19 protein-coding genes, 1 other RNA gene and 1 riboswitch are annotated in these 25,270 nt (G+C 38.3%); of the genes, 15 read left to right on the top strand and 5 right to left on the bottom strand.

Annotation, left to right across the window (positions count from 1 at the left end; all coding sequences use genetic code 11):
* Positions 1 to 78: 78 nt before the first annotated feature.
* Together QA584_RS28050 and QA584_RS28045 are read right to left on the bottom strand one after the other, a co-directional pair.
* Positions 79 to 636: a GNAT family N-acetyltransferase gene (locus QA584_RS28050; protein ID WP_278272395.1), complete on the bottom strand. Its 558-nt coding sequence runs from the start codon at positions 634 to 636 to the stop codon at positions 79 to 81.
* Positions 637 to 680: 44 nt separating this feature from the next.
* Entirely contained in the window at positions 681 to 1,376 is a 696-nt protein-coding gene (locus QA584_RS28045; RefSeq protein WP_278275246.1) for an anaerobic ribonucleoside-triphosphate reductase activating protein, read from the bottom strand.
* 169 nt (positions 1,377 to 1,545) lie between these two features.
* Between QA584_RS28045 and tadA the strand changes: the two genes are divergently transcribed.
* From tadA to QA584_RS28030, 3 genes are all read left to right on the top strand, one after another.
* A complete protein-coding gene (gene tadA / locus QA584_RS28040; RefSeq protein WP_278272394.1) occupies positions 1,546 to 2,025 on the top strand; it encodes a tRNA adenosine(34) deaminase TadA in 480 nt (159 codons plus the stop codon).
* Between the two features lie 15 nt (positions 2,026 to 2,040).
* A complete protein-coding gene (locus QA584_RS28035; protein WP_278272393.1) occupies positions 2,041 to 4,509 on the top strand; it encodes a PAS domain S-box protein in 2,469 nt (822 codons plus the stop codon).
* 147 nt (positions 4,510 to 4,656) lie between these two features.
* On the top strand, positions 4,657 to 5,001 hold the full coding sequence (locus QA584_RS28030; protein WP_278272392.1) for an Hpt domain-containing protein: 345 nt from the start codon (positions 4,657 to 4,659) through the stop codon (positions 4,999 to 5,001).
* A gap of 18 nt (positions 5,002 to 5,019) precedes the next feature.
* On the opposite strand, the gene QA584_RS28025 is transcribed toward QA584_RS28030, so the two are convergent.
* Positions 5,020 to 5,679 (bottom strand): response regulator transcription factor, encoded by a 660-nt coding sequence (locus tag QA584_RS28025; protein WP_278272391.1) that lies wholly within the window; start codon positions 5,677 to 5,679, stop codon positions 5,020 to 5,022.
* 347 nt (positions 5,680 to 6,026) lie between these two features.
* Between QA584_RS28025 and ffs the strand changes: the two genes are divergently transcribed.
* The 5 genes from ffs to QA584_RS28000 all read left to right on the top strand — a co-directional run bounded on the left by ffs (position 6,027) and on the right by QA584_RS28000 (position 14,731).
* An RNA gene (gene ffs, locus QA584_RS28020) (signal recognition particle sRNA large type) lies at positions 6,027 to 6,288 on the top strand.
* Positions 6,289 to 6,672: 384 nt separating this feature from the next.
* On the top strand, positions 6,673 to 9,009 hold the full coding sequence (locus QA584_RS28015) for a cyclic nucleotide-binding domain-containing protein (RefSeq protein WP_278272390.1): 2,337 nt from the start codon (positions 6,673 to 6,675) through the stop codon (positions 9,007 to 9,009).
* Positions 9,010 to 9,831: 822 nt separating this feature from the next.
* A complete protein-coding gene (locus QA584_RS28010) occupies positions 9,832 to 10,575 on the top strand; it encodes an ABC transporter ATP-binding protein (RefSeq protein WP_278272389.1) in 744 nt (247 codons plus the stop codon).
* A 75-nt stretch (positions 10,576 to 10,650) separates the two neighbouring features.
* Positions 10,651 to 13,089, top strand: coding sequence for a tetratricopeptide repeat protein (locus QA584_RS28005; RefSeq protein ID WP_278272388.1), 2,439 nt, complete (start codon positions 10,651 to 10,653; stop codon positions 13,087 to 13,089).
* Positions 13,082 to 14,731: a putative manganese-dependent inorganic diphosphatase gene (locus QA584_RS28000; RefSeq protein WP_278272387.1), complete on the top strand. Its 1,650-nt coding sequence runs from the start codon at positions 13,082 to 13,084 to the stop codon at positions 14,729 to 14,731. Before QA584_RS28005 ends, QA584_RS28000 begins: the two co-directional genes overlap by 8 nt.
* Here the strand turns inward: QA584_RS28000 and QA584_RS27995 are convergent.
* A complete protein-coding gene (locus QA584_RS27995) occupies positions 14,728 to 15,069 on the bottom strand; it encodes an Ig-like domain-containing protein (RefSeq protein ID WP_278272386.1) in 342 nt (113 codons plus the stop codon). The two genes, QA584_RS28000 and QA584_RS27995, sit on opposite strands and share 4 nt — an antisense overlap.
* A 243-nt stretch (positions 15,070 to 15,312) precedes the next feature.
* On the opposite strand from QA584_RS27995, the gene QA584_RS27990 reads away from it, so the two are divergent.
* The 3 genes from QA584_RS27990 to QA584_RS27980 all read left to right on the top strand — a co-directional run bounded on the left by QA584_RS27990 (position 15,313) and on the right by QA584_RS27980 (position 18,196).
* Positions 15,313 to 15,876: a flavin reductase family protein gene (locus tag QA584_RS27990; protein ID WP_278272385.1), complete on the top strand. Its 564-nt coding sequence runs from the start codon at positions 15,313 to 15,315 to the stop codon at positions 15,874 to 15,876.
* 101 nt (positions 15,877 to 15,977) lie between these two features.
* Positions 15,978 to 16,490, top strand: coding sequence for a shikimate kinase (locus QA584_RS27985; RefSeq protein ID WP_278272384.1), 513 nt, complete (start codon positions 15,978 to 15,980; stop codon positions 16,488 to 16,490).
* Positions 16,491 to 16,897: 407 nt separating this feature from the next.
* Entirely contained in the window at positions 16,898 to 18,196 is a 1,299-nt protein-coding gene (locus tag QA584_RS27980; protein ID WP_278272383.1) for a UDP-N-acetylglucosamine 1-carboxyvinyltransferase, read from the top strand.
* Between the two features lie 849 nt (positions 18,197 to 19,045).
* On the opposite strand, the gene QA584_RS27975 is transcribed toward QA584_RS27980, so the two are convergent.
* Entirely contained in the window at positions 19,046 to 20,119 is a 1,074-nt protein-coding gene (locus QA584_RS27975; protein ID WP_278272382.1) for an HD-GYP domain-containing protein, read from the bottom strand.
* Between the two features lie 168 nt (positions 20,120 to 20,287).
* Positions 20,288 to 20,385: riboswitch (SAM riboswitch) on the top strand.
* Positions 20,386 to 20,513: 128 nt separating this feature from the next.
* Between QA584_RS27975 and metK the strand changes: the two genes are divergently transcribed.
* The 4 genes from metK to QA584_RS27955 all read left to right on the top strand — a co-directional run bounded on the left by metK (position 20,514) and on the right by QA584_RS27955 (position 25,177).
* On the top strand, positions 20,514 to 21,701 hold the full coding sequence (gene metK / locus QA584_RS27970) for a methionine adenosyltransferase (RefSeq protein ID WP_278272381.1): 1,188 nt from the start codon (positions 20,514 to 20,516) through the stop codon (positions 21,699 to 21,701).
* Positions 21,702 to 22,302: 601 nt separating this feature from the next.
* Positions 22,303 to 23,787: a sensor histidine kinase gene (locus tag QA584_RS27965; RefSeq protein ID WP_278272380.1), complete on the top strand. Its 1,485-nt coding sequence runs from the start codon at positions 22,303 to 22,305 to the stop codon at positions 23,785 to 23,787.
* Position 23,788: 1 nt separating this feature from the next.
* Positions 23,789 to 24,478, top strand: a complete 690-nt coding sequence (locus QA584_RS27960; RefSeq protein WP_278272379.1) for a response regulator transcription factor — start codon at positions 23,789 to 23,791, stop codon at positions 24,476 to 24,478.
* 447 nt (positions 24,479 to 24,925) lie between these two features.
* A complete protein-coding gene (locus QA584_RS27955; protein ID WP_278272378.1) occupies positions 24,926 to 25,177 on the top strand; it encodes a TM1266 family iron-only hydrogenase system putative regulator in 252 nt (83 codons plus the stop codon).
* Positions 25,178 to 25,270: the final 93 nt, after the last annotated feature.

The raw sequence follows: 25,270 nt of genomic DNA, 5'->3' as shown, positions 1-25,270 counted from the left end.
AGGACTATAGTTTGAGTGCCGAAAGCCCATGCATAAAACATGGCCTTCGGCACTCTGCTTCATTATATAGCCGTTGTTCTAATCTTCAAAAGCTGTATTAATATAGGCATATCTGGCATGGTCCTCCCACTTGTTGTTGATGTGGATACTGGATTTTGAAAGACCTTCATAACCAAAGCCCAGCTTTTCAATCAGGTGGATGGAACGTAAATTTGCAGGCATAATATTAGCTTCAATCCGGTGAATTTTGTGATCGGAGAACAAGATTTCCATGGCGGCTAAAATACTCTCAACCGCGTACCCATTGCCGGTATGGTACTGGTCAAATTTATATCCCAGCTGGCAGGTATAATAGGAACCTTTTATCATATTGTAAAAATTGACAGAACCTATAATAGTGCCCGGTTTTTCTTTGTGAAATACCCAATACCGAAGCAGCTTGGACTGTAACATAAGGTTATACTCTATCGACAGGGAAAGCCGTTGATAAGGGAGGGTATAAAAATTCGGATCCCGCTCCGGTTCCCAGGGTTCAAAGTGTTCTTTATTATTTTCGTAAAAAGCCAAAACTTTATCTGCTTCATTTGGATGCAAAATAGTTAAGGTAAGGCGTTCGGTTTGATAAGTCATCTGCATAATATTATTCTCCCAGCTGCTTTCCTAAAAATAAAGTAAGCGTATTAATCCATGCCGCGTATCTGAACATTCTGAATATAGGGTTTTAGCAGATCTTTATAGGAAGACATATCTGTTTTTGAAGGGGCCGTCAGCCCGGACAGAATTACATCCTCGCTGTCTTTATAAGGCTGAAGGAAATAAGCGCTGGCACCTTCTAACCATTTACCGATTTCTAACATGTCCTCCCTGGTGTGATGTTCCCTAACTACAGTAGTCCGAAACTCATACTCCACAGTACCGGAGAGAAGGAAGGACACGCTTTCCTCCACACGTCTGGTATCAAAGTCTGAGAGCCCGTTTGACAAACCGTAGTTGACCCTGGAATTTTTAATATCCATGGCCACATAGTCCAGATATCCGTTCTTTACTAATTCTTTTATTATATGAGGATTATTCCCGTTTGTATCCAGTTTTACAAGATAACCAAGATCCTTGATTCTGCCTATGAATTCCGCTAAGCCGGAATAGAGGGTAGGTTCTCCCCCTGTGATACAGACACCTTCTAATATTCCGGTTCTTTTACGCAGGGTATTAAAAACTTCCGCCTCGTCAAAGACTGGCTGTGCGGCGGGAGAGAGTACCAGGGAGGCATTATGGCAGAAAGGGCAGCGGAAATTACAGCCTCCTGTGAATATGGTAGCAGCTAAGTGTCCCGGGTAATCCAGTAATGTAGTTTTTACAAAACCATGTATTTCCATCAACTTATATCCCTTCTGTACCTTTAATAGGGGCATTTATACATTGCCTATTGGCATACTTCGTGTTAAGATTAATATAGCAGATTAAAAGAATTTCGTCTATTATTTATTCTGAGTATATTGATACGACTTTTACACTAATTTATGATTAAACATAAAGGAACATGAAATGAATTTTAAATATATGAAAGAAGCGTTAAAAGAGGCCAGGAAAGCAGCAAAGGCTGGGGAAGTCCCTATTGGCTGTGTAATTGTTTATGAAGATAAAATTATTGGAAGAGGGTATAATAAAAGAAATACCAAAAAAACCACGTTAGCCCATGCGGAACTGATTGCCATACAAAAGGCCAGTAAAGCCGTAGGAGACTGGAGGCTGGAGGACTGTGTCATGTATGTAACTCTGGAACCTTGCCAGATGTGTTCCGGAGCGATTGTACAGGCCAGGATTAAGGAAGTAATCGTAGGTGCCATGAATCCGAAAGCGGGCTGTGCCGGTTCCATTCTTAATATCCTTCAGATGGAGGAGTTCAATCATCAGGTAGAATTAACTACCGGAGTTATGAAAGAGGAATGTGAGGCAGTATTAAAGGAATTTTTTAAGGATTTAAGAATCCGCAATAAGCTTGAGAAGGAAAAACAAGTACCTTGAAAGGGGTAGTTTTATATGTCGGTTTTTGACAAAAATAGTAATGATGGTTCCCTTGAGACATTAAATACCCTGTTTAATATGATTGAAGATGGTGTCATTATTGTAGATGAATTTGGAATTATCCTGGATGCCAACCATATCACCCTCAAAAAGTTTGGGTTTACAAAAGAAGAACTGCTCGGAAAAAATATACTTACCCTGTATCCCACAGAGAGACATATGGAAGTATTGGCGGCTTCTATGGACCTGCGAAAGGGAAAAGCATATAACTGCGCCATACCGTTAATAACAAAAGAAGGTCATTCTATTTCCTGCGAGACACGGGTCTATAAAGGCAGATGGCATGGAAAAGACGTGGGTATCGGAATTATTAAAGATATGTCGGTATTAAAAAATTATCAGAAATTTTTAAAAACGATGATTGATGCAACACCCGATCTCGTTTTTTTTAAAGATATCAACAGCACCTATTTAGGCTGTAATAAGACCTTTGCCGATTACTTTGTGGGGTTAAAGGAAGAAGAAATCATAGGAAAAACAGATGCAGACATCCTTCCGGATAAAAAACTGGTTAAACTCTTAAAACAGAAGGAAAAGGAAATTCTTAAGGATTACAGGACAAGATTTCTTGAGGAGACCGTTATTATGTCTGATTCCACCAAAGCGGAGGTGGAAATTTCTGAAACACCTTATTTTAACGAAAATGGTATGGCGGCTGGGATTATTGGGATAGCAAGGGATATAACCGCCAGGAAGGAATATGAAAGGCGTCTCATACGTAAGGAAAAAATTCTTACTGCAGTAGCCATGTCCATTAAAGAGTTTTTAGATAATTCCGATTATATGGAAGCGGTTAAAGAGTCTTTTGACCTGCTTGGTCCTGCTACCGGTGTGGACCGGGTGTATTTATATCAGAACTACTATGAAGATGGGTTAAGCTACACCAGTTTAAAAGCCGAATGGTATTCAGAGAACAGGGAGGCATTATTTGATCATGCCCTGCTAAAGAAGCTTACCTTCCAGGATATACAAACGATGATTAAGCCTTTGTTGTTAAGAGGTTATTTTTATGGCTATACAAAGGACTTAACCGATCTGGGAACCAGAGAATTGTTTGAATCTCAGCACATCTTATCCGTTGCCATAATTCCCATTTTCATTAACAAGATGTTTTGGGGATTTGTGGGATTTGATGACTGCGTTACAGAGAGAATGTGGTCAAAGGCAGAATTCTCAGCTTTAAGTGCATTTGCCAATTCTCTGGAAAGAGCAATAGAAAGAAGCCGGTTTCAGGAAGAACTTGAAAAATCCAAACGGGAAGCGGAGATTGCCAATGTATTAAAAAGCCAGTTCCTCGCCAATATGTCTCATGAAATCAGGACACCCATGAATGGGATTTTGGGTTTTGTGGATCTATTGCTAAAAACAGAATTGACCAATGAACAGTCGGAGTATTTAAACTATGTAAAAGAGGCTTCTGGGACCTTGATGATGCAGATTAATGATATTCTGGATTATTCTAAAATCGAAGCAGATAAACTGGAACTGGAGCAGATCCTGTTTAATCTTCATCGTCTGGTGAAGGAGTCGGCGGTTTTATTTGTACCCAAAATTAAAGAAAAAAACTTAAGGCTTAAACTGGATCTGCCTGATAATATCCCTAAGTTTCTGTATGGAGATCCAGGAAGGCTAAAGCAGGTCCTTAATAATCTGATCAGTAATGCGGTAAAATTCACGGAAAAAGGAGAAGTATCCATAGAACTCAAACTTCTTGAGAAAAGTGATACCCTGGTGAAGATAGGATTTGTAATTAAGGATACCGGGATAGGAATAAGCGAAGAGGCAATTCCGGAACTTTTTTCAGCATTTATCCAGGCAGATGCCTCCACCACAAGAAAATACGGCGGTACCGGGCTGGGACTTGCAATCTCCAAGCGCATTATCGACTTAATGAAAGGGGAAATAAAGGTAAACAGTATCCAGGGAATCGGGTCAGAGTTCTGCTTTGAGGTTACTTTCCTAAAAGTCGGGGAGGAGGAGAAGGATTCCGGGGAAAAAGAAATCTGGCAGGACCATATCTTTAAACTTCTTGACGAAACAAAAGAGCCCAAGAAACCAAAAAGGGTTCTTGTAGTAGAGGATACCCTAGCAAACCAGAGGCTGGCTTTTGTTATCCTGCAGAAATTAGGTTACGATATCAGTATAGCTGCTGACGGTCAGAAAGCAGTGGCTGACTGCTTAAGCAATAAATATGACTTAATTCTTATGGATTGTCAGATGCCGGTTATGGACGGTTATGAAGCAGCCTCCGTGGTTAAGCAAAAAGGTGTGAATCAGGAAACGGTCATTATTGCCATGACTGCCAACGCACTGGAGGGAGAACGGGATAAATGCCTGGCTGCCGGTATGGATGACTACATCAGTAAACCGATTACCTTAGATAAACTGAACCGTGTCATAAAACACTGGTCAGAGAAAGAATAACACACAATGTTCCATTATTTTGGCAGTCCCTTATTCAAATCATACTAAAACGATGTATTAATGCCTTTTGCACGATATAAAATGACTTTTAGTACTGGAATAGAAAGGATTATCTGCATTATAATTATTCTTAAAGGGGGAGAAGTAATGGAACAGATTATTGTAGATATCTTTACATTTCAAAAAGAAGCCGGTTTGGATTATAATACCTTGAAGGAACTCTACCTCATCTTCGTAGATGAAATAAAACAGGAGAAAGAGGAAATTGAAGAGTATTTATCCGGTAATAATATGGAAGAGCTTATTAATGTCATACATAAAATCAAAGGCATAGCCAGCAGTTACCGGACACCCGTTATTCTTAAAATTGCAGGCAAGCTGGAAGCAGAATTAAAAAATAAGGAATTCGACAATTTCCTTGGGGATATCGATAAGCTTAATAGAGCAATTGACCGGGTTATTGATATCATTACTATGTATTTTGATTCCTAATCCATCTTTCATTCTTAATTAATCCATCAGTTTGTTTTTTAAGGCAAATACAGCCAGCTGTGTCCTGTCCTTTAACTGAAGCTTGGATATGATATCGGTAATTTTATTTTTAACGGTTCCTTCTGCCATAAATAATACGGAACCGATTTGCTTGTTATCATAGCCATCAACAATTAAGGATATGATTTTAAGTTCTTTTTCCGATAAAGCAACAGAGATACCATTAATAAGTACCTCTTTTTCACCGGACTTTCCTTTTCTGAAATTCTTCGTTGAAACAGGTATGGAATTCATTACATTCTTATGGATTATGCCAAGACCTGCCGCAGTACTCTTAATCGATAATATTAGTTCATCCGTGCTGATATCCTTAACAATATAACCGTCGGCTCCATTACTGATGGCTTCTGCTACATCATCCCCGTTACTGGAGGCAGTAAGGATTAGGACTTTTATAAGGGGGTAGTTCTGCTTTATCAGCTTTGTTGCCTCAGTTCCGTTACAGACCGGCATGGTAATATCCATTAAGATCAGGTCAGGAGTATTTTTACAGCAAAAATCATAGGCTTCTTTTCCGTTAACGACACAGCCTATGACTTTAATATCACTGTTGTTCTCGATTATATATTTAAAACTTTCCCTTAGAAGTTTCTGGTCATCTGCTATGAGTATATTCATTCTTGGTAAACTCCGTTTCCGTTAATTGTTATTCATAAGCATATTTATTTATAAAAATTTAATAATATTATTATATCATTGTGTTAAAATTAAAACAATGCATAGATTCGTTTATTTTGACGAAATTAAAGATATTATGGGGATTTATGTCGCATCAATTGTAATTTTTCCTCATAAAAAGAGGAGCGTTTACCATGATTGCCCTCTATCATAGTGCTTGACTTTTACCAGGAAATGAAGTATACTGATTCACACAGGTTTCCTGACCTGTGCTATTCTAAATTTTAACGCAGGAAGTTATTACAAATCGGAAGTATAATTCCGATTCTTATTCAGTCATAAAGTTTCCGTGCAGCCGGGGAGATAGCGGTGCCCTGTACCTGCAACCCGCTACAGCAGGGGTGATGCCTTGCCTAGGGTGCTTTTTTGTAGGGCTGCCCCCTATAAGTGATGTTGACGTCTGGGTCTTACGCAACAGGAATTCGTGAACCGTGTCAGGTCAGGAATGAAGCAGCACTAAGCGAAAGCTCTTGTGTGCCGTGAGGTAGCCTGGGCCGAGTTAACTGTAGGGGTAACGCCTATGAAGAGCATTCGAAGCAAGACGCACGGAATTTAATATAAATAGATAAGGCAACGATGTCGTCACAATTGTGAACGGCATTTTTTTTATGCTGTAGCAAATTACATTTCTATTGCATAAAAAATTATTTCCTATGGTAGGAGCTGCCAAAGGGGGTAGTTTTCTATATACAATATATTGGGGTCGGATACTATCAATGGGGATAGGCCTTTGCTCATAGCCATCGGTAACGGTGGCCCGGCCCCCTCAAATATGAAAGATAACATGAATGCACCAATAATAATTTTTTATTGGTGCTTTTTTACTATTAAACAAGAGTGTATTTTTATAAATTTGTCTTTCAGAATGTCGATTTTTAGATTATAATATAACTATGTGTTAAAATGTATCATAAATCGAGGTGAGCTATGGCAATGAAGATCAACAATTATGCTGTGAATCAAGCGGATAAGGGAACAGTTATATATGAAGCAAACGAGCAGGTAAGCAGTGTATGTATTATTTTAAAAGGAAGAGTTCAGGCTGTTAATAAGGGCTCAAAGGTTATTTTAGGTTCGGGTAATTTCTTAGGTGTCAGTGATCTGTTATATATGGGGCGGTATTTGAATTCTTATATTGCCTATGATGATGTAACATTCTATTGTTTTCCAATACAGCAAAAAGAAGAGCTGTCTGAAATATTTGCCTCCAATAAAGACTATAAAGGTCTTATGGCTGCGTCTTTAACCAGGCAGATAGGCGAACTGGATAAGGTCTACAGTGCCCTTACCGCCACATCCGAGCAGCTTTATAATTTTATTTACCAGAATTATAACCGATATACGGAAACTGGTAAACGATATGGATATACCACTACGCCCATTCCCGCCGTACAAGAGATGGAGCATTACAGCAGTGATTCCATAATCGATGAAAGGAAACTGGAATATTACAAGGAATGTGCCAAAATATCTCTCGATATCTGGAAATCTTTCTGCTCCACAGGGGATGGAATCATCTTGTACCTGGTAGAGGAGACAGCTGGCATTATTGCCCAGTTGACGATAGAGTGTATGGAACTGGCGGACTACCTATCTAACTTATTCGGCCTGTTAATGAACAACACGGATATCTGTCTCTTTAAAGGATTTGCCGCACTAGCTATTTCCGTTGAAGAAAGCGGCGGTTATAATAATGATTTATTACTGATAATTGATGAAATTATAGACCAGATTAATACCATTGAGAAGCTTTTTGAAGATAAAATAGGAAGTACTGTTAATGTGGACCGGACGCGGATGGAGGAAATATATTATATGCTGTTATCAAAAAACAGCGGCCGCAAAGAACAGGTAGAAAACAATTTCCAGTATTCTCAGAGTGAAATGCAGCAGATGACCGATGATTTTACGGATTCCTTAAAACAGATTGAACAGTATGGAAACCGTGATGTGTCGAAAGTAGAAGAATTTAATGAACTGGTTCTTACCTTTATCAATCTAAAGGATAAATTCTCAACCGATGACAACAGCCGGGTACTGCGCAGAAAGATTATGCAGAATTATTATGAGTTATATGAAGCTGTATTTTTTAAATCCCTAGAGGACAAAGCAGCTCCTGCTGTAGTAGAGTTATTTCTGAAATATGGATTCTTAGATGAAAGGCTGCTAACCAAAGAACAGCTAAAAGAACTTTATTATCTGGACAGCCAGATACCGGAAGGGACAGGTCCTTGTAAGGTATACAACATTAAAGAATGGCTTACCGCCATATACAAAGGAGAAAAGCAGCCTTCCAAAAATGAATTTGATTTGGACTATACGGACATGCTCCGGGACAGAAAGAAAAAAGGCGAAATCACAGAAGTTCAGGAGAAGGAACTTTTAGAAAACCAAAAAGAAAAGGTTCTTTATGAAATAACGAATATGTTCCGTTATAACCACCGGGTTGTCAGCGGTCAGATCAGTACTTTCGTGCCATTTATCTGGGGTGATAATATGGTTAAAGGAATACAGAAACTTATTGTGACCTCAACTGTGGTCAATGATGCCATGAAAGAGCTCCTTGAAATTGATTATTCGGTCTTTCACAGGGAAGCGATGTATGTTAACACGGAGAAAGGCATTGCCAAGGAATACGTACTTATGCAGGTATTTCCGGATATTCTCCTTATGCCCACGCTTGGCTATAACGGTGTTATGTGGCAGGAAATCACTGGAAAGAGAAAGACAAATGAAGGAAGATTTGTACTGCCCATCTTTACGGAGCTATCGGTTAAAGATATATTAGTTAAAGTGCTGGGAAGATTTCGTTGGGAACTTTGCCGGAGCATCCAAGGCAGTGCCTGGAATAATATTAAATATAAATCTCTTACCTCAGAGTATGCGGATTATATCCAGTTTTACCGTAAGAACAGAGAGCTTTCGGAAGAAGTAAAAGAAAAGGTAAAGCTGCAGATCCAAAAAGGCAAAGGAAATTACAGGGAAATCTTTGTGATTGACTATGAAGCCTGGATAAAAGGGGAAGCTACCGGTGCCTTACGATTAAATAGAGTAGCCAGGGAAATACTTGCCACCTATTGTCCGTTTAGTAAGCCCATAAGGGACCGAATAAAAGGACAGCCGTTATTTGCGGATGCCATGGAACGATTCACAAGAAATACCTTAAAGAAGATAAAGGAACTGGAGCTCAGATACCGTGCAATCGAAAAAGAAGGCGGAGAACTTACAGAGGAATTAATGGAAACCTTCATATTCTATCGAGATTTATAGAACGCTTCTAACGGGCTAAACCAGGGTTGATATGGGTTAAGCGCAAGATAACCTGGTATCTGCTGCCGATAATTTAATAATACATACCTAATCTATTCAGATAGTTTTTCTATATATAAGCCTGTGAACTTATATAGGTTCATGGGCTTAACATTTCGGATAAATTATCAGACAATAAGAGCAATGAATACAAATAAAACAAATATAAGTAAAAAAGATAAAAAGGTGTTGACAAATACCGACTAATTATGTATAATGACATCATAAACCAAATGAATAATTTAATTAACAGACAATTAGATCATTCATTTGGTGTTAAAGAGAAAGGAGGAGATTCCAATGGGCTCTTTAGAAGAAGATTCTAAAGATATATCTATCCATTACATGCACAAAAGGTTGTCCTGCTGGAAAGGCCTTCAATATAGATGAACATATCTAAGTGATATGAACGTATAAAAGATATATGAACATATAAAAGACATATGAACATATGAAGATATACGAACATTCGAGAATGAAACAGAAGTTATATACTAACAACGATTGGTGCATGTAGGAATGATGAATTTGTAAAACCTGTTATTTCATTTTAGCTTAAGCGGGACAAAGATATAATAAGAACTTCTGATATGTAACATAATAAGAAAATTAATAAATTAACAGGTAAGAGCCTGCCATAACAATATTATGGCAGGCCCTTTTTGAAGTTCTTAGCAGATTACTAGAATGCGCTAAGCCACATTTTTTCAGGTTTTTACTTGTTTTAATGCACTTTGGATGATAAGATAAGATAGAATAGTTACGAATCGAGTGAGGAATCATATGCTTTATTTGCAGGATGTTAAAAAATATTATAAAAAGAAAAAAGCAGTGGATGGTGTCAGCTTTGGGATACAAAAAGGTGAAATATTTGGGTTGATCGGAGCAAACGGTGCCGGCAAATCAACCACTATATCCATGATTACTACCATGTTAAAACCAGATGGCGGAGATATTTTATTCCAGGGGCAAAGTATTATAAGTAATCCGAAACTTATCAGGGAACATCTTGGATATGTTCCCCAGGATATTGCCCTGTATCTTTCTCTTTCAGGAAGAGATAATCTGGTGTTTTGGGGTAATGCTTACCACGTTCCGAAAAATAAATTGGATGAGAGAATTGACGAAATCTGTGATATAATAGGTTTTACGAAGGATACGTTAAGTCAAAAGACAGCTTCTTATTCCGGAGGTATGAAACGGCGCCTTAATATAGGTGCTGCACTTTTGCACCGACCGGACTTTCTCGTTTTGGACGAGCCTACCGTGGGAATTGATATGATAGCAAGAAACCAGATATTAGAAGCCATCAAACGGTTAAATCATATGGGGACCACCATTCTCTATTGCGGTCATTATATGGAGGAAGTGGAGCGGCTTTGCGATTCATTCTGTATGCTGCATGAGGGCAGGGAGATTGTATGGGGCAGTAAAGATAAGTTACTAAAGGATTCCGGTAAGACACTGGAAACCTTATATTATGAATTAATGGGAACAAACCTTTACCTGCAAAGAAAAGAAAATTAAACATACAAGACAGCTATAAAAAATAGTCTTGATAAAATTGCGTGTCAGGACACGCAGAAGGGTGTTGAACAGGGCATGGAACGTTATGAGAATATTGTTAAAATTGAAGAAATGAGAAAGCTGACTGATAACAACCAGTATCTAAAGGCAATCAAAATACTGGATACCATGGATGTTGGCAAAATCAAAGCGCTTACCGATTTAAGCATTATTGCCGAGGTTTATATGCAAAACGAACGGTATGACGAAGCGATGGCAGTTCTCACTAAAATATATAACAAAACCAAAACCAGAAGAATCTTATACCAGTTGGTGGATTTATCCATAAAACGGGGCAGCACAAATGAGGCGGAGGAGTACTTAGACCGGTATATTAAAATTGCGCCTCAGGATTCCAGCCGTTTTATCTTCCGGTATAGTATTGATAAATTATTGGGGGAACCCTATGATATTTTAATTGATTCATTAGAGAAGCTGAAAGAGTATGAATATTACGAAAAATGGGCTTACGAACTGGCCAAAGTATATCATAAAGCCGGTATGAAGGATAAATGTGTCAGAGAATGCAGTGATATAATTTTATGGTTTGGTGAAGGCATTTATGTAGAAAAAGCAAAGCTATTAAAAGGATATTATGTGGGGGATATTAACCCAATCCATATGCTAAAGGCAAAAGAAAAAAAAGAAGCTGAAATGAAGCTGGGTCTTGATAAAACCAAAGATTACAGTGCCATGCGAAGCAAGATAGACCAGTTCCTGGCAGAAGGAGATACAGAAGAAGACAGTAGATTATCAGGTGTAGATAGACAGTTAGAACGTACTACCGATTATATTTCAGACGAGACATCTTTCTCAGGTTCTGAGACGGCAGCAGGGGAATCCTCGAATTCACCTGGATTGATGCGGATATGGAAAGAATACGAGGATATGGATAGCAGGAAGGAAGAACTGCCCCATACAGAGAATATTGAGCTTAAGGAATTCTTTAAGAAAGTCGCCAGAAAGTTAGAAAAAGAAATTGAAACCGGAGACCAGCAGGAATATCAAGATACAAATGACGCAATAAATGAAGACGATAAGGCTTCCTGGAATAGGTATCATACTGAAAATGAGGAAGAAGCAGAAGATGCCGGAGAGAACAAAACAGAATACATGGCAGAAGATGCTACAGAGAACAGACCAGAATACATGGCTGAAGATGCCGAAGAGAACAGATCAGTATACGTAGCAGAAGATGCCGGACAGAACAAAATAGAATACATGGCAGAAGATGCCGCTGAAAGCAGACCAGAATACATAGCAGAAGATGCCGGACAGAACAAAACAGAATACATGGCAGAAGATTCCACAGAGAACAGACCAGAATACATGGCAGAAGATGCCGCAGGGAACAGACCAGAATACATAGCAGAAGATGCCGGACAGAACAAAACAGAATACATGGCAGAAGATGCCACAGAGAACAGACCAGAATACATAACAGAAGATGCTGCTGAAAGCAGAATAGAGTACGTAGCAGAAGATACTGCAAAAAACAAAACAAAAAGTAATGCAAAAGCGTATGCTGAAAATAATGCGAAAGACGGTAAAGATAGTAACCAACCTTCCGAGGAGGAATACAAGCCGGAGATTGGCAAAGATTTTACTCAATATGAAACTACAGCCAGGCAGGAAGATGTAAATGTACATAGGGAAACGTATGTTGAAAAACCATATATGGAGGGCAGGTTTGACGCTATCTTTTCAGAGGCCAATATGAATTTTAAGAAAGATTTTGGCTATTTTATCCGAATGGACTTAGTCAGAAAACAGATAGAAGCATGCTTAGAAACGATAGTATCGGATTATACTAATGTCAATCATATGATTATTACCGGTGAAAGAAAATCTGGAAGAACCACGTTAGCTAAGAAGATTTCCAAAGCTCTATACGGTTTAAACCGCATTAACACGAATCGAGTAGCTAAAATAGCAGCGTTAAAATTAAACAGTATTTCCCTGGAATCAAAAAAGGATAAACTGGTTAACTGTTCTCTAATCATTGAAGATGCAGGGCAGTTAGAACTTAGTGCAGCAGAGCAGTTAATGTCACTGATACAGGATTTACACGGTAATATATTTGTTATTTTAGAAGACAAGGCAGAGGAAATTCAAAAGCTGTTTCAAAGGAACATAGAATTAAGGGATATTTTTAACAGTACGATAAATCTTCCGGAATATAATATTAGTGATCTGCTTGGATTTGCTTACACTTATATACAGAATAACGATTATGAAATTACCGGGGATGTTAAGGCGGCTTTTCATAATGAAGTAGAAAAAATCATGAATGCCCTAAGGGAGGAAAACCAGCTGGAGGCTGTTATGAACCTAGCCAGGAAAGCAAAGACTTCTGCCGATGAAAGAAATAAAGGATTACTGTCAGATATGCTTGCGGCAGGAGATTTAAGCTCGGAAGACTTCTTATTCATAAAAAAGGAAGACTTCCTATGGGAGGAAATAGAGAATGGATAAGGAAATATACGTAATCGGCCACATTAATCCGGATACGGATTCTATATGCTCTGCTATTGCATATGCAAAGTTAAAGAGAATTTTAACCGGTGGTGAGTATAAAGCGAAGAGGGCAGGACAGATTAACTCAGAAACCAGGTTTGTACTGGAACGGTTTGGTATCCCGGCTCCCAGCTACTTATCCGATATCCGTACTCAGGTCAAGGATATAGAAATCCGCAGGACAGAAGGTGTTGGTAAAGGCATATCCTTAAAAACTGCCTGGTCCTATATGAGAAAGAATAACGTGGTAACCCTTCCGATTGTAGATTCCCTTAACCATCTGGAAGGGTTAATAACAATCGGCGATATAGCCAAGTCCTATATGGACGTTTATGACAGCAGGATTTTAACCAAAGCAGGAACACCTTGTATTAATGTTATAGAGACCTTAGAGGGGGAACTTATAGCAGGCAGTTCAGAAGATAATTTTTCTGAAGGAAAAGTGTTAATAGCCGCCGCCAATCCTGACCTTATGGAAAATTATATTGAAAAGGGAGATATCGTAATTCTTGGTAACCGGTATGAATCTCAGCTCTGCGCAATAGAAATGAGTGCAAAATGCATCGTGGTCTGCGATGGAGCCAAGGTATCTAAAACCATAATCAAGCTTGCCCAGAATAATGAATGTACTATAATCAGTACACCTTTTGATACCTTTACGGCAGCCAGGCTAATAAATCAAAGTATTCCCATCCGGTTTTTTATGACCAATCAGGATTTAATCACTTTTTCCACAGAGGACTATATAGAAGATATCCGGGGTATTATGGCCAAGAAAAGGCACAGAGATTTTCCTATTTTAAACAAAGACGGTTTTTACAGCGGAATGATATCCAGAAGAAATCTTTTGGATGCCAGAAGAAAAAAAGTAATTTTGGTGGATCATAATGAAAAATCCCAGGCAGTAGACGGCTTGGAAGATGCGGAGATTATGGAGATTATCGATCATCACCGCCTGGGAAGTTTAGAAACCATAAGTCCGGTATTCTTCCGTAATCAGCCCCTTGGCTGTACGGCAACGATTATATATCAGATGTACCGCGAAAATGGAATAGAAGTGGAACCACAGATAGCAGGCCTGTTATGTTCAGCTATTTTGTCGGATACACTAGTTTACCGCTCCCCTACCTGTACGGAGATTGACCGGACTTTGGCAGAAGAACTGGCTGTAATAGCAGAAATTCAGGTTGAAGAATATGCAAAAGAGATGTTTGCGGCAGGCAGTAATCTGACCTCTAAATCACCGGAGGAAATTTTTTATCAGGATTTTAAAAAATTTACGGCAGGGGATCTTATCTTTGGAGTTGGTCAGATTAATTCCATGAATAAAGAGGAACTGGATTCCATTAAGGAAAAACTGGTACCGTATATGGAGAAAGCCTTCCGTGATCATGGAGTAGGCATGTTGTTTTTTATGTTGACCAACATTATGGAAAGCTCCACAGAATTGTTATATCAGGGAACTGGAGCAAAAGAGTTATTGCTGAATGCGTTTAAACTGGATCAGGATACTGAAATTATCTACCTGAAGGGGGTAGTATCAAGAAAGAAGCAATTAATTCCCGCCTTGATGGTAACCCTTCAGCAGGATAATGTTTAGATTTTAAATTGTAATTGAACGCTTTTCTTTAAATTTTTACCGCCTACTGATTTAACATTCTGGGTTATGGTTAATATGTAGGACTCATTTTCCGTGTAAGGTTCCAAGGGTTCGATTTCTATATACTGGTTAATGGAATCATAACTGATATGGGTCTTTAAAGGAACTTGATTCAGGGTGGTAACATAGAGATTTCGATTGTTGACCGTTGCCGGATTTAAGGGGGAGGAAAATTTAACCCGCCATACGAAATTGCCGGTCCGGAATTTAAGTGTTTGTTTTACTTTGCTTTGTACTTCGTCGGATACGGCTTCAATATTTAAAAAATTATTATTCATAACACTCACCTCAAAATATTATCTTAAAATGTCATTACCGCTTGTCTAATTATAAGTTTATTGGTAAATAATAATCGATTTTTGCATTTTACAGTCTTATTATACTATATTTAACAAAAATAGCATAGTAGTAAATGAGAATCATGATTTTATTTATAGTTAATAAAAGTATAAGCGAATGGCATAAATTGAAAAAAGCTTTGAGAAAAAAGTGTTTTTGATATGACCTAGGAGGTTTTATTCGTGGAGAAAGAGTTTTGGAAAGCCGGTAATATGTTATATCCCCTGCCGGCGGTTATGGTTAGTTGCGGGAGACAGGGAGAAAAGCCCAATATTATTACGGTGGCCTGGACCGGAACCGTATGTACCAATCCACCTATGGTATATATATCTGTAAGACCCAGTCGTTTCTCCTATGACATTATAAAGGAATCGGGAGAGTTCGTAATCAATCTGTCTACAAAAAAACTGGTAAAAGCGGTTGATTATTGTGGGGTAAAATCGGGCAGAGAGGTGGATAAATTCAAGGAAATGAAGTTAACACCTGTTCCGGCTAATATAGTAAGTGCGCCTTTAATTTTGGAAGCACCGGTGAGCATTGAATGTAGAGTTACGCAGATTTTGGAATTGGGTTCCCATCATATGTTTCTTGCAGAAGTTTTAGGTGTCCATGCAGATAAAGCGTATATGAATGAGGCTGGAAAATTTGATTTAAGCAAGTCACAGCCCATTGTTTACTCTCATGGTGAGTACTATGGTCTTTCGGAACTTTTTGGTAAATTCGGCTATAGTGTTAAGAAAAAATAACCTGTTTAGAATTCAGAAAACGGGAAAAAATAAAAAGTGCTTGGCGAGGTGGGCAAAAGGTGATATAATCTGTTCATTATGTGCGAAAGGTCATATTGAATATGAAGAACATAGTACTTATAGGAATGCCTGGTGCCGGGAAAAGTACAATCGGTATAATTCTTGCCAAAGTGTTAGGATACCAGTTTCTGGATTCCGATTTGTTAATACAGAAGCAGGAAAAATGCTTACTTAAGGATATAATTGAAACTCAAGGTCTGGAGGGTTTTATAGCTATTGAAAACCAGGTCAATTGTGAAATCGACGCAGACAAGACGGTTATAGCAACGGGAGGAAGCATTATATACGGTACGGAAGCGATGAAGCATTTAAGAGAAATCGGGATAGTAGTTTATCTTAAACTTAATTATGAGACTATTTCCAACCGTTTGGGAAATATTAAGCAAAGAGGTGTCGTTTTTAAGGCAGGACAAACACTGAAATCCTTATATGAAGAACGCTGTCCGTTATATGAGAAGTATGCACATGTTGTTGTTGATGGAGAAGACTTATCTGCTGAGGAGTTTATGGATAAGATCGCAGAGGAAGTAAAAAGGTATTCTAAGGGTATGTAACGGCGGTACTTTAGCAAATTATTTTACCAGAACCAAAGTGTAAGAGCTGGAATGTAAGAACAAAAATGTAAGAACAGAAATGTAAGAACTGTATTGAAGAGCAGAAATATAAGAAATAAAACATCAAGAACAAGAACTGAGATGCAAGAACCAAAGTGTAAGAGATACCAGGTAAGCATTGATTCATAATAATTGAATAGTAAAATAACAAAATCGAAAACTAGATATTTACTGACGATAAAATAAGAATCCGGTCGTATTCTACCGTGACTGGAGAAAATCATAAAAATAAGTTTACAACCCAGGGTTTTATGGTATAATCAAGATAATCTAACAAAATTTACAATTATATTATGTGATTTCTGTGCAAAATGGATAAATCATGTAACAGCATAATGAGGTGTGCAATGGAGCAATATATTATAAAAGGCGGCAAGGCTTTGCAAGGCGAAGTTACGATTGGCGGCGCTAAAAATGCAGCGCTTGGAATTCTGTCTGCAGCCATAATGACGAATGATACAGTAACTGTTGAAAATCTGCCGGATATAGGTGATATTAATGTTCTCCTGCAGGCAATTGAGGAAATAGGGGCAAAAGTAGAACGAATCGGTAAACATTCCGTGAAAATCAACGGAAGCAAAATTAATTCCAGAAGTATAGACTATGAATTCATAAGAAAAATACGAGCTTCCTACTATCTGTTGGGAGCCTTACTGGGTAAATATAAAAATGCACAGGTGGCCTTGCCTGGCGGCTGTAATATAGGCAGCAGACCTATAGACCAGCATATTAAAGGCTTTGAAGCATTAGGAGCAACTGTTAAAATCGAACACGGCATGATTCATGCTCAGGCAAAGGAACTTAAGGGCAATCATATTTATCTGGATTTCGCCAGTGTCGGTGCTACCATTAACATCATGATGGCAGCCTGCTTGGCTGATGGTGTAACCATTATTGAAAACTCCGCAAAAGAACCCCACGTAGTTGATGTAGCTAACTTCTTAAACAGCATGGGTGCCAGTATCAAAGGTGCCGGAACGGACGTAATACGTATTAAAGGTGTAACTTCGTTATCCGGAAGTGAATATGCAATTATACCAGATCAGATAGAAGCCGGTACTTTTATGTTTGCGGCAGCAGCCACCAAAGGCAATGTACTGATTAAGAACGTAATTCCCAAGCATTTGGAGGCAATCACTGCAAAACTTATAGAAATCGGCGTAACGGTGGAAGAATATGATGATTCGGTAAGAGTAATAGCCTCAAACCGTCTTGGACACACCCATATTAAAACCTTGCCATATCCTGGTTTTCCAACGGATATGCAGCCCCAGATGACAGCGACCCTTGCTACCTCCGAAGGGACAAGCATAGTTACAGAGACCGTTTTTGAAAACCGTCTGAAATATGTAGACGAACTCTCCAGGATGGGAGCCAATATTAAAGTAGAAGGAAATTCTGCAATAATTGTCGGAACCACAGGTTTAACAGGAGCCATAGTAAGTGCTCCGGATTTAAGGGCAGGAGCTGCATTAGTAATTGCAGGTTTGGTTGCGGAAGGTTTTACCATCGTTGAGCAGGTTGAATATATCGAACGAGGCTATGAGCATTTCGAGCAAAAAATGCAGGGTCTTGGTGCAACTATGGCTAAAATCGATATAGAAGATGAAAAAGCGGTACAGAAATTTAAACTTAAGGTAAGTTGATGATTGTTTATAAATTATTTAGGCTGTGATACTTGATAAAATCAGTTGGACGTTTTGAGGAAAGTATTGATTATGATATCGTTCATAAGCTTAGTATTCTGAGTCTGAATTTACTAATGACTTATTCCTGTGGTAAAGCGAGAGTGCAAATGCACAAACTCCTCGCAAAGCTCGTCAGACAGTGTGCATTTGCACTCTGAACCACAAGAATAAGTCATAAGTAAATTTCCAGACGCAGAAGGAAGCGCTTATGAACAATATCATAATCAATACTTTCATTTTTAGTGTTCTGACTGATTTTATCAAGTAGTTCTAGTTTATGGAATTAATGTAATTGTAATTATAGGTATGTAATAATATGAGACCAGGGTCAAAATGTAAAACAAAGAATCTCTGTGTTGAACATGCAAATAGTAATAACTTTAATATGACAAAAAAGAGGTTTCTGAGTAATTAAAAAAAGATTTATAGATAGAGTTTAAAGAAAAAGCTTAAAGATAGAGTTGAATGATAGAACTTAAAGATAGAGCAGGGATAAAATCAGCGCCATAGCATAAAGCTGAAAGCAGTGGGTAGGATCTCTTTTGTATGCTTATCATTTTGAGTCTGCTAAAATCACTTATGGCTCTTTCTTATGGTTTAGAGAAAAAAACACACTGTCTGACGAGCATAGCGAGGAGTTTGTGCTTTTTTCTCTGTTTTACCATAAGAAAGAGCCATTAGCGATTTTCAGACGAAAAATCTAAGCATACAAAAGAGATCCTACCCACTGCTTTCTCAATGACTTCCCTGCTGATTTTATCCCTGCATATATCCCACAGCCTAACTCATCCCCAATCTTTTACTAAACTATAAAACAGCCTCAATAAATAAATCATGTTCTTTTGAAAGATCAATAAAACCATTCGCTGTCTGGACAATAGGCTTTGAAAGGGAATTTTTGTTGATCATACGGATCTCTCCAACGGTCCGATCACTTAACCGGACACGTTTTCCAACATAGGATTGTACAATTTCCTGAAGGAAAGTCATTATGTAATGAGGGTCAAATTTCTGCAGACCTTCTGCTTCAAAAATGCTGATGGCATCAAAAGGACATAAAGCCGGGCGGTATACTCTTGCAGAGGTCATAGCATCGTAGACGTCGCAAATGGCAATGATTTTTGCAAAGGAATCAATCTGGGGACCGTGAAAACCATTGGGATAACCGCTTCCGTCACAACGTTCATGATGCATAAGTGCGGCATATTTAATCCTAAGGTCTATGTCCTTATTCTTTAAGATCTGATAACCTTCCAGGGTGTGGGTCTTAACCGTAGTAAATTCGGAATCCGTAAGGCGGTTATTCTTATTAATAATTTCCGGTGGAAGGGTAAGCTTGCCGATATCATGGAGTAAACCGCAAAGAGTAAGGATATCGATGTCTTTTTCGGAGAGTTTTAACCAGTGACCAAATACATTGGCAATTAAAGCAACATTGACGGAATGTACATAAGTCAGATCATCATATTCCCTCATACAGTGCAGCATATCAAATACATGGATACCGTTACGGCTGTTGGATAATATATTGGTGGTATGGTCTAACAAACCGGATATATCAATTTTATTATCGTCACTGCTTATCTTATTTAATTCTCCCTTAAAATCCTGCAGAGATTCCATAAAGTCGGAACTGAACTGTTTGAATTCGGCACTTTCACGAATTATCTGGGATTGACTTGTTTCATTTACGACTGTTTTTTTGGATTCCTCTAAAAAGATAGTAAAATCACTGATAGAATAAAACTTTAACCGGGTAATTATTTTATCAGTTAAAACGGTACCTTCTGATATAATCAACTGATTATTATAGGTATAGACATCTTCTCCTGCTACCATCCCCGGGGTAGCCTGTCTGATTGTAATACGTTTTTTTTTCACGAATTGCCCCCAATCTTTGCGTTTTGCACTTATAAAATTACTATTTCATAGCATAAGTATAAGAATTTTGTCAACAAAAGTCAATCAGAAAAAAGTCCTTGACAAATTTCCTGAAATAGTATATTCTCAAAATTGCAGATATATTTAATAGCATAAAACATTATATTTCTCTTATTCAGAGTGACGGAGAGTAAAGGCTCTATGAAGTCACGGCAACCCCCTTAAGCGGAAGGTGCCAACCTGAGCGAGTAATCGAACAATAAGAGGATTTGATTTTGAATTTGTCAAGTCCGTCTTATCGGGCTTTTTTTTATTGATAGAACTATAAAAACCTGTCAGATTAAAAGCCTTCATCTTATTTTAAGCGTGAATACACGCAGATTGGAGCAGGAACATGAATAAATTATTATTTACCTCGGAATCTGTTACAGAAGGACATCCGGATAAAATCTGTGATCAGGTTTCAGATGCAGTTCTCGATGCGTTATTAGAACAGGACCCTATGAGCAGGGTAGCTTGTGAAACCGCAATTACTACCGGTTTAGTGCTGGTAATGGGGGAAATCACCACAAGCGGTTATGTTGATATTCAAAAAATTGTACGTGATACCATCCGTGAGATCGGTTATGACAGATCTGATTATGGTTTTGATGCCAATACCTGCGGTGTTATTGTTGCACTTGATGAACAGTCCGCTGATATTGCCATGGGTGTTAACAAAGCTTTAGAAGCCAGGGAAAATACCATGACGGACAACGAACTAGAAGCAATCGGTGCCGGAGATCAGGGTATGATGTTTGGTTTTGCTTCCAATGAAACGGAAGAATACCTGCCGTATCCCATTTATCTTGCCCACCAGTTAACAAAACAATTAACCAAAGTCAGAAAAGACGGAACATTAAACTATCTTCGTCCGGATGGTAAGTCACAGGTTACTGTTGAGTACAATGAAGAAGGTAAACCGGTTCATTTAAATGCAGTAGTTCTTTCCACTCAGCATGATGCACAAGTGACTCAGGAGCAGATTCATAAAGATATTAAAAAGTATGTATTTGATGTTATATTACCAAAAGATTTAGTAGATGAGAACACCAAGTTCTTTATTAATCCTACCGGACGCTTTGTGATCGGCGGTCCTAACGGCGACAGTGGTTTAACTGGCCGTAAAATCATCGTAGATACTTACGGTGGCTATGCACGTCACGGCGGCGGCGCTTTCTCTGGAAAAGACTGTACTAAAGTTGACCGTTCTGCTTCTTATGCAGCACGTTATGTTGCCAAGAATATTGTAGCAGCAGGTCTTGCTGATAAATGTGAAATCCAGGTATCCTATGCAATCGGTGTTGCACAGCCTACCTCTATTATGGTTGATACGTTTCATACCGGCAAACTGGATAATAACAAACTGATTCAGATTATCCGTGACAATTTTGATCTTCGTCCGGCCGGAATCATTAAAATGCTTGATTTACGCAGACCAATTTATAAGAAAACCGCAGCTTATGGTCATTTCGGACGCAATGAATTAAACCTGCCTTGGGAAAGACTAGATAAGGTTGAGGATTTAAAGAAATATTTATAGAAAAAAAGTTCTGGAAAAAATTCTTGCGAAGATTTTAGAAAAGATTTTGAAAGATTTTAGAGAAGATTTTGAAAAGATTCTTGAAAAGATTCTTAAAAAGATTTTTTGAGAAGAATACTGGTTATGAATTTTAATGAGGCAGTTTATGGTTGAAGCTGTTATAGAATGAGATAAGAAAAGTTATATAAATTGTTATAAGTAGATATAACAATAGCTAATATATAAGGTATAGCCGATGTCCCGGGATTGATTTCTGTTCTGTGGCACCGGCTTTTTTAATTTATAAAGAGCGCTGAACTATCCTAGTATGTTAAATTAAAAGCACTCCGTGTGCAGGATGCCCATTCGCTTTAAGAGGAGGATGTCATTAGTGTGACAAGATGTCAGCGCCAGAGTCTGGCAAGCCAGACTCGTTGTTCATAAGCTTTATCGTATTTTCTTCCAAAAATTCTAGTCCCTGGTTGAAACGATGATAAAAAGCTCCTTTTAATAAAATATTTATAAAAGACATGGTTAGTTTATGTGTAATTATGACCCTCTTATGATATAATGAGACTAAAACATATAGTTGTAACAATATAAATTAAAGCAGGTGAAGAATTTGAAACTGAAAAGCAGGCTGCTTACAGCCTTTTTAATCATAACAGCACTTCCCATTTTTTTAATTACCATAGCAGTCGGAACCATAGCAAGGTATCAGGCTAACTCCATAGAGCAGACCTATGATGTTAAATCCGATACCATAAAGCTGATATCCAACCCTCTTCAGATATTAAGCCGGCTTACCAGAGGAGTCTATAATGAAATTGTAATAACTGCCGTCCATTCTCCTGAAAAGTTTGAGGATGAAAAATATATTAATTATTTGAATAATGAATTAAAGGGTAAGTATTCTTATATTGTCCTGCGAAAAGGCGACAATTTTATATACAGCGGAGACGAGGAAAAACTGGATAATAATAAAAGTTACTTTCCAAGGTATGGTGAATATAAGACGGATATGGAGGGAGGCTTTTATGTAGACGGTAAAAATCCGTTTTTATTAAAACAACAGGACTTCCATTTTACCGATGGAACCGAGGGAAGCATATTTGTAGTAACAGATGTGGATACTTTAGTTCCGCAGATTAAGGCGTCTGCCATACAGCTGGCTTGTTCCCTGGTTTTTGTGGTAATGCTGACGGCAGGTGTGTTAATTATCTGGATCTACCGAAGTATTTTAAGACCTCTTAATACCCTTCATGCAGCTACGGATGCTATGAAGGAGGGAAATCTTGATTACTCCATCGAAGGTGATCCGGAAGATGAAATCGGGCAGCTCTGTGTTGACTTTGAAGAAATGAGAATTAGGCTTAAGGAACTGATTGAAGTAAGGCTTAAGTATGAAGAAGATACCAAGGAATTAATCAGTAATATATCCCACGATTTAAAGACGCCCATTACAGCAATTAAAGGTTATGCAGAAGGTATAATGGATGGAGTTGCTGACACCCAGGAAAAACAGGCAAAGTATATCAAAACCATATATACAAAGGCCAACGACATGTCGGCACTGGTGGACGAGCTGTCCTTTTATTCCAAGATCGACTGCAATACGATGCCCTATACCTTTGCCAACATTAATCTTCATGATTATTTCAGCGATTGTATCGAGGAACTTAATCTGGATCTGGAGGTTAAGAATATTGAATTTATATACGAGAATCAAACCGATCACGGGCTTAAGGTATCGGCTGATGCAGAGCAGTTAAAGCGGGTTATCAATAATATCATCGGTAATTCCGTTAAATATATCGGAAGTAAAAAAGGGCTTATCAAGATACAGATTAAAGATATCGGAGAGTATGTACAGATATCCATTGAAGACAGCGGACAGGGTATTGCAGAGAAAGACCTTCCGTTTATCTTTGACAGGTTTTACCGGGCAGATGCCTCCCGTAATTCCACCAAGGGCGGAACCGGACTAGGGCTTGCCATTGTAAAGAAAATTATACAAGACCATATGGGTACCATATGGGCAGAAAGTGAAGAAGGTAAGGGTACGACCATATATTTCACATTGAAAAAAAGTAAGGAGGTTATATAACATGAGTAGAATATTAATAGTAGAAGATGAAATAGCAATTGCAGAATTAGAGAAAGATTATCTGGAGTTAAGCGGGTTTGAGGTTGAGATGGAAACTACCGGTGACGGCGGGGAAGTAAGGGCCATTGAGGAAGAGTTTGATTTGGTTATTTTGGATCTGATGCTCCCGAATGTAGATGGCTTTGAAATATGCAAAAAAATCCGGGCGGTTAAAAATATACCAATCCTTATGGTTTCCGCCAAAAAGGATGATATTGATAAAATCAGAGGATTAGGTCTTGGAGCAGATGATTACATTACAAAGCCGTTCAGCCCTAGCGAACTAGTAGCCAGAGTTAAGGCACATTTGGCCCGTTACGACAGATTAATCGGGTCTGGTGCAAAAGATAATGAGATTATTGAAATCCGCGGGATTAAAATAGATAAAACCGCAAGAAGGGTTTATGTCAACAATGAAGAAAAGAGTTTTACCACCAAGGAATTTGATCTGCTGACTTTTTTGGCTGAAAATCCGAATCATGTTTATACCAAAGAGGAATTATTCCAGGAAATCTGGGATATGGAATCCATTGGAGATATTGCTACGGTTACCGTCCACATTAAGAAAATCCGTGAAAAGATTGAATTTAACACTTCTAAACCTCAGTATATTGAAACTATATGGGGGGTTGGATATCGATTTAAAGTATAACTTTAGGAATGCTTGATAAAATCAGCTTAGAGCTTACGAGGGAAAGCATCCATCATGATAGGAACTAAATTATGATGGATGCTTTCCTTATTTAGTGGTTTTATCAAGTTTTTCATTTGACTTGGTCTAGTACTAATGGTAGAATATAGAAGTTGGTTTAAAAGGTGTAGCTAAGGGGTAGTTAAGAATTTGCTTAGATATAGCTGATGAAGAAACGGATGATAATGAATCGTTCTAAGGCATTCGGGTTAGCCGGGATGGTAAGACGGTGAAGGAATATGATGTAACAGCCTCCGGTGCCTTATGGTTCGGAGTTTTTTTGTATTTAGGGATAAGTTATCTTATGCAGAACGGCTAAGGGTTACTTGTAAGGTGAAGTTTATGATTACTTGGAAGTGATAGGGAAAAAGTTTGCAGGAAATAAGAGAAATAAAAGAGGAGAGTAGAATGGATACCAGAATAGCTTTAATTGGAATTATTGTGGAAAACATGGAGGTAGTAGAAAATGTGAATCAGATCCTCCATGAATATGGAACGTATATTGTTGGTAGAATGGGTATTCCTTATAAAGAAAAGGGTGTCAGCATAATCAGTATAGTAATTGATGCCGACAATAATGTAATTAGTTCCTTATCTGGTAAGTTAGGTATGATTAATGGGATCAACGTGAAAACGGTATACTCAAAATATGGTAAATAAAACCTGCCCTGCCTTATTATAATATAACCTATATTCCGGCAGTCATGCCCTACTTTGTATCTGCAAGCACCGTAGGCTTAGGGCTGTGCTGGA

Origin of the sequence: Anaerocolumna sp. AGMB13025, assembly GCF_029689925.1 — a bacterium.
Taxonomy (GTDB): Bacteria; Bacillota; Clostridia; order Lachnospirales; family Lachnospiraceae; genus Anaerocolumna.
This window is presented reverse-complemented; position numbering and strand designations above follow the sequence as displayed.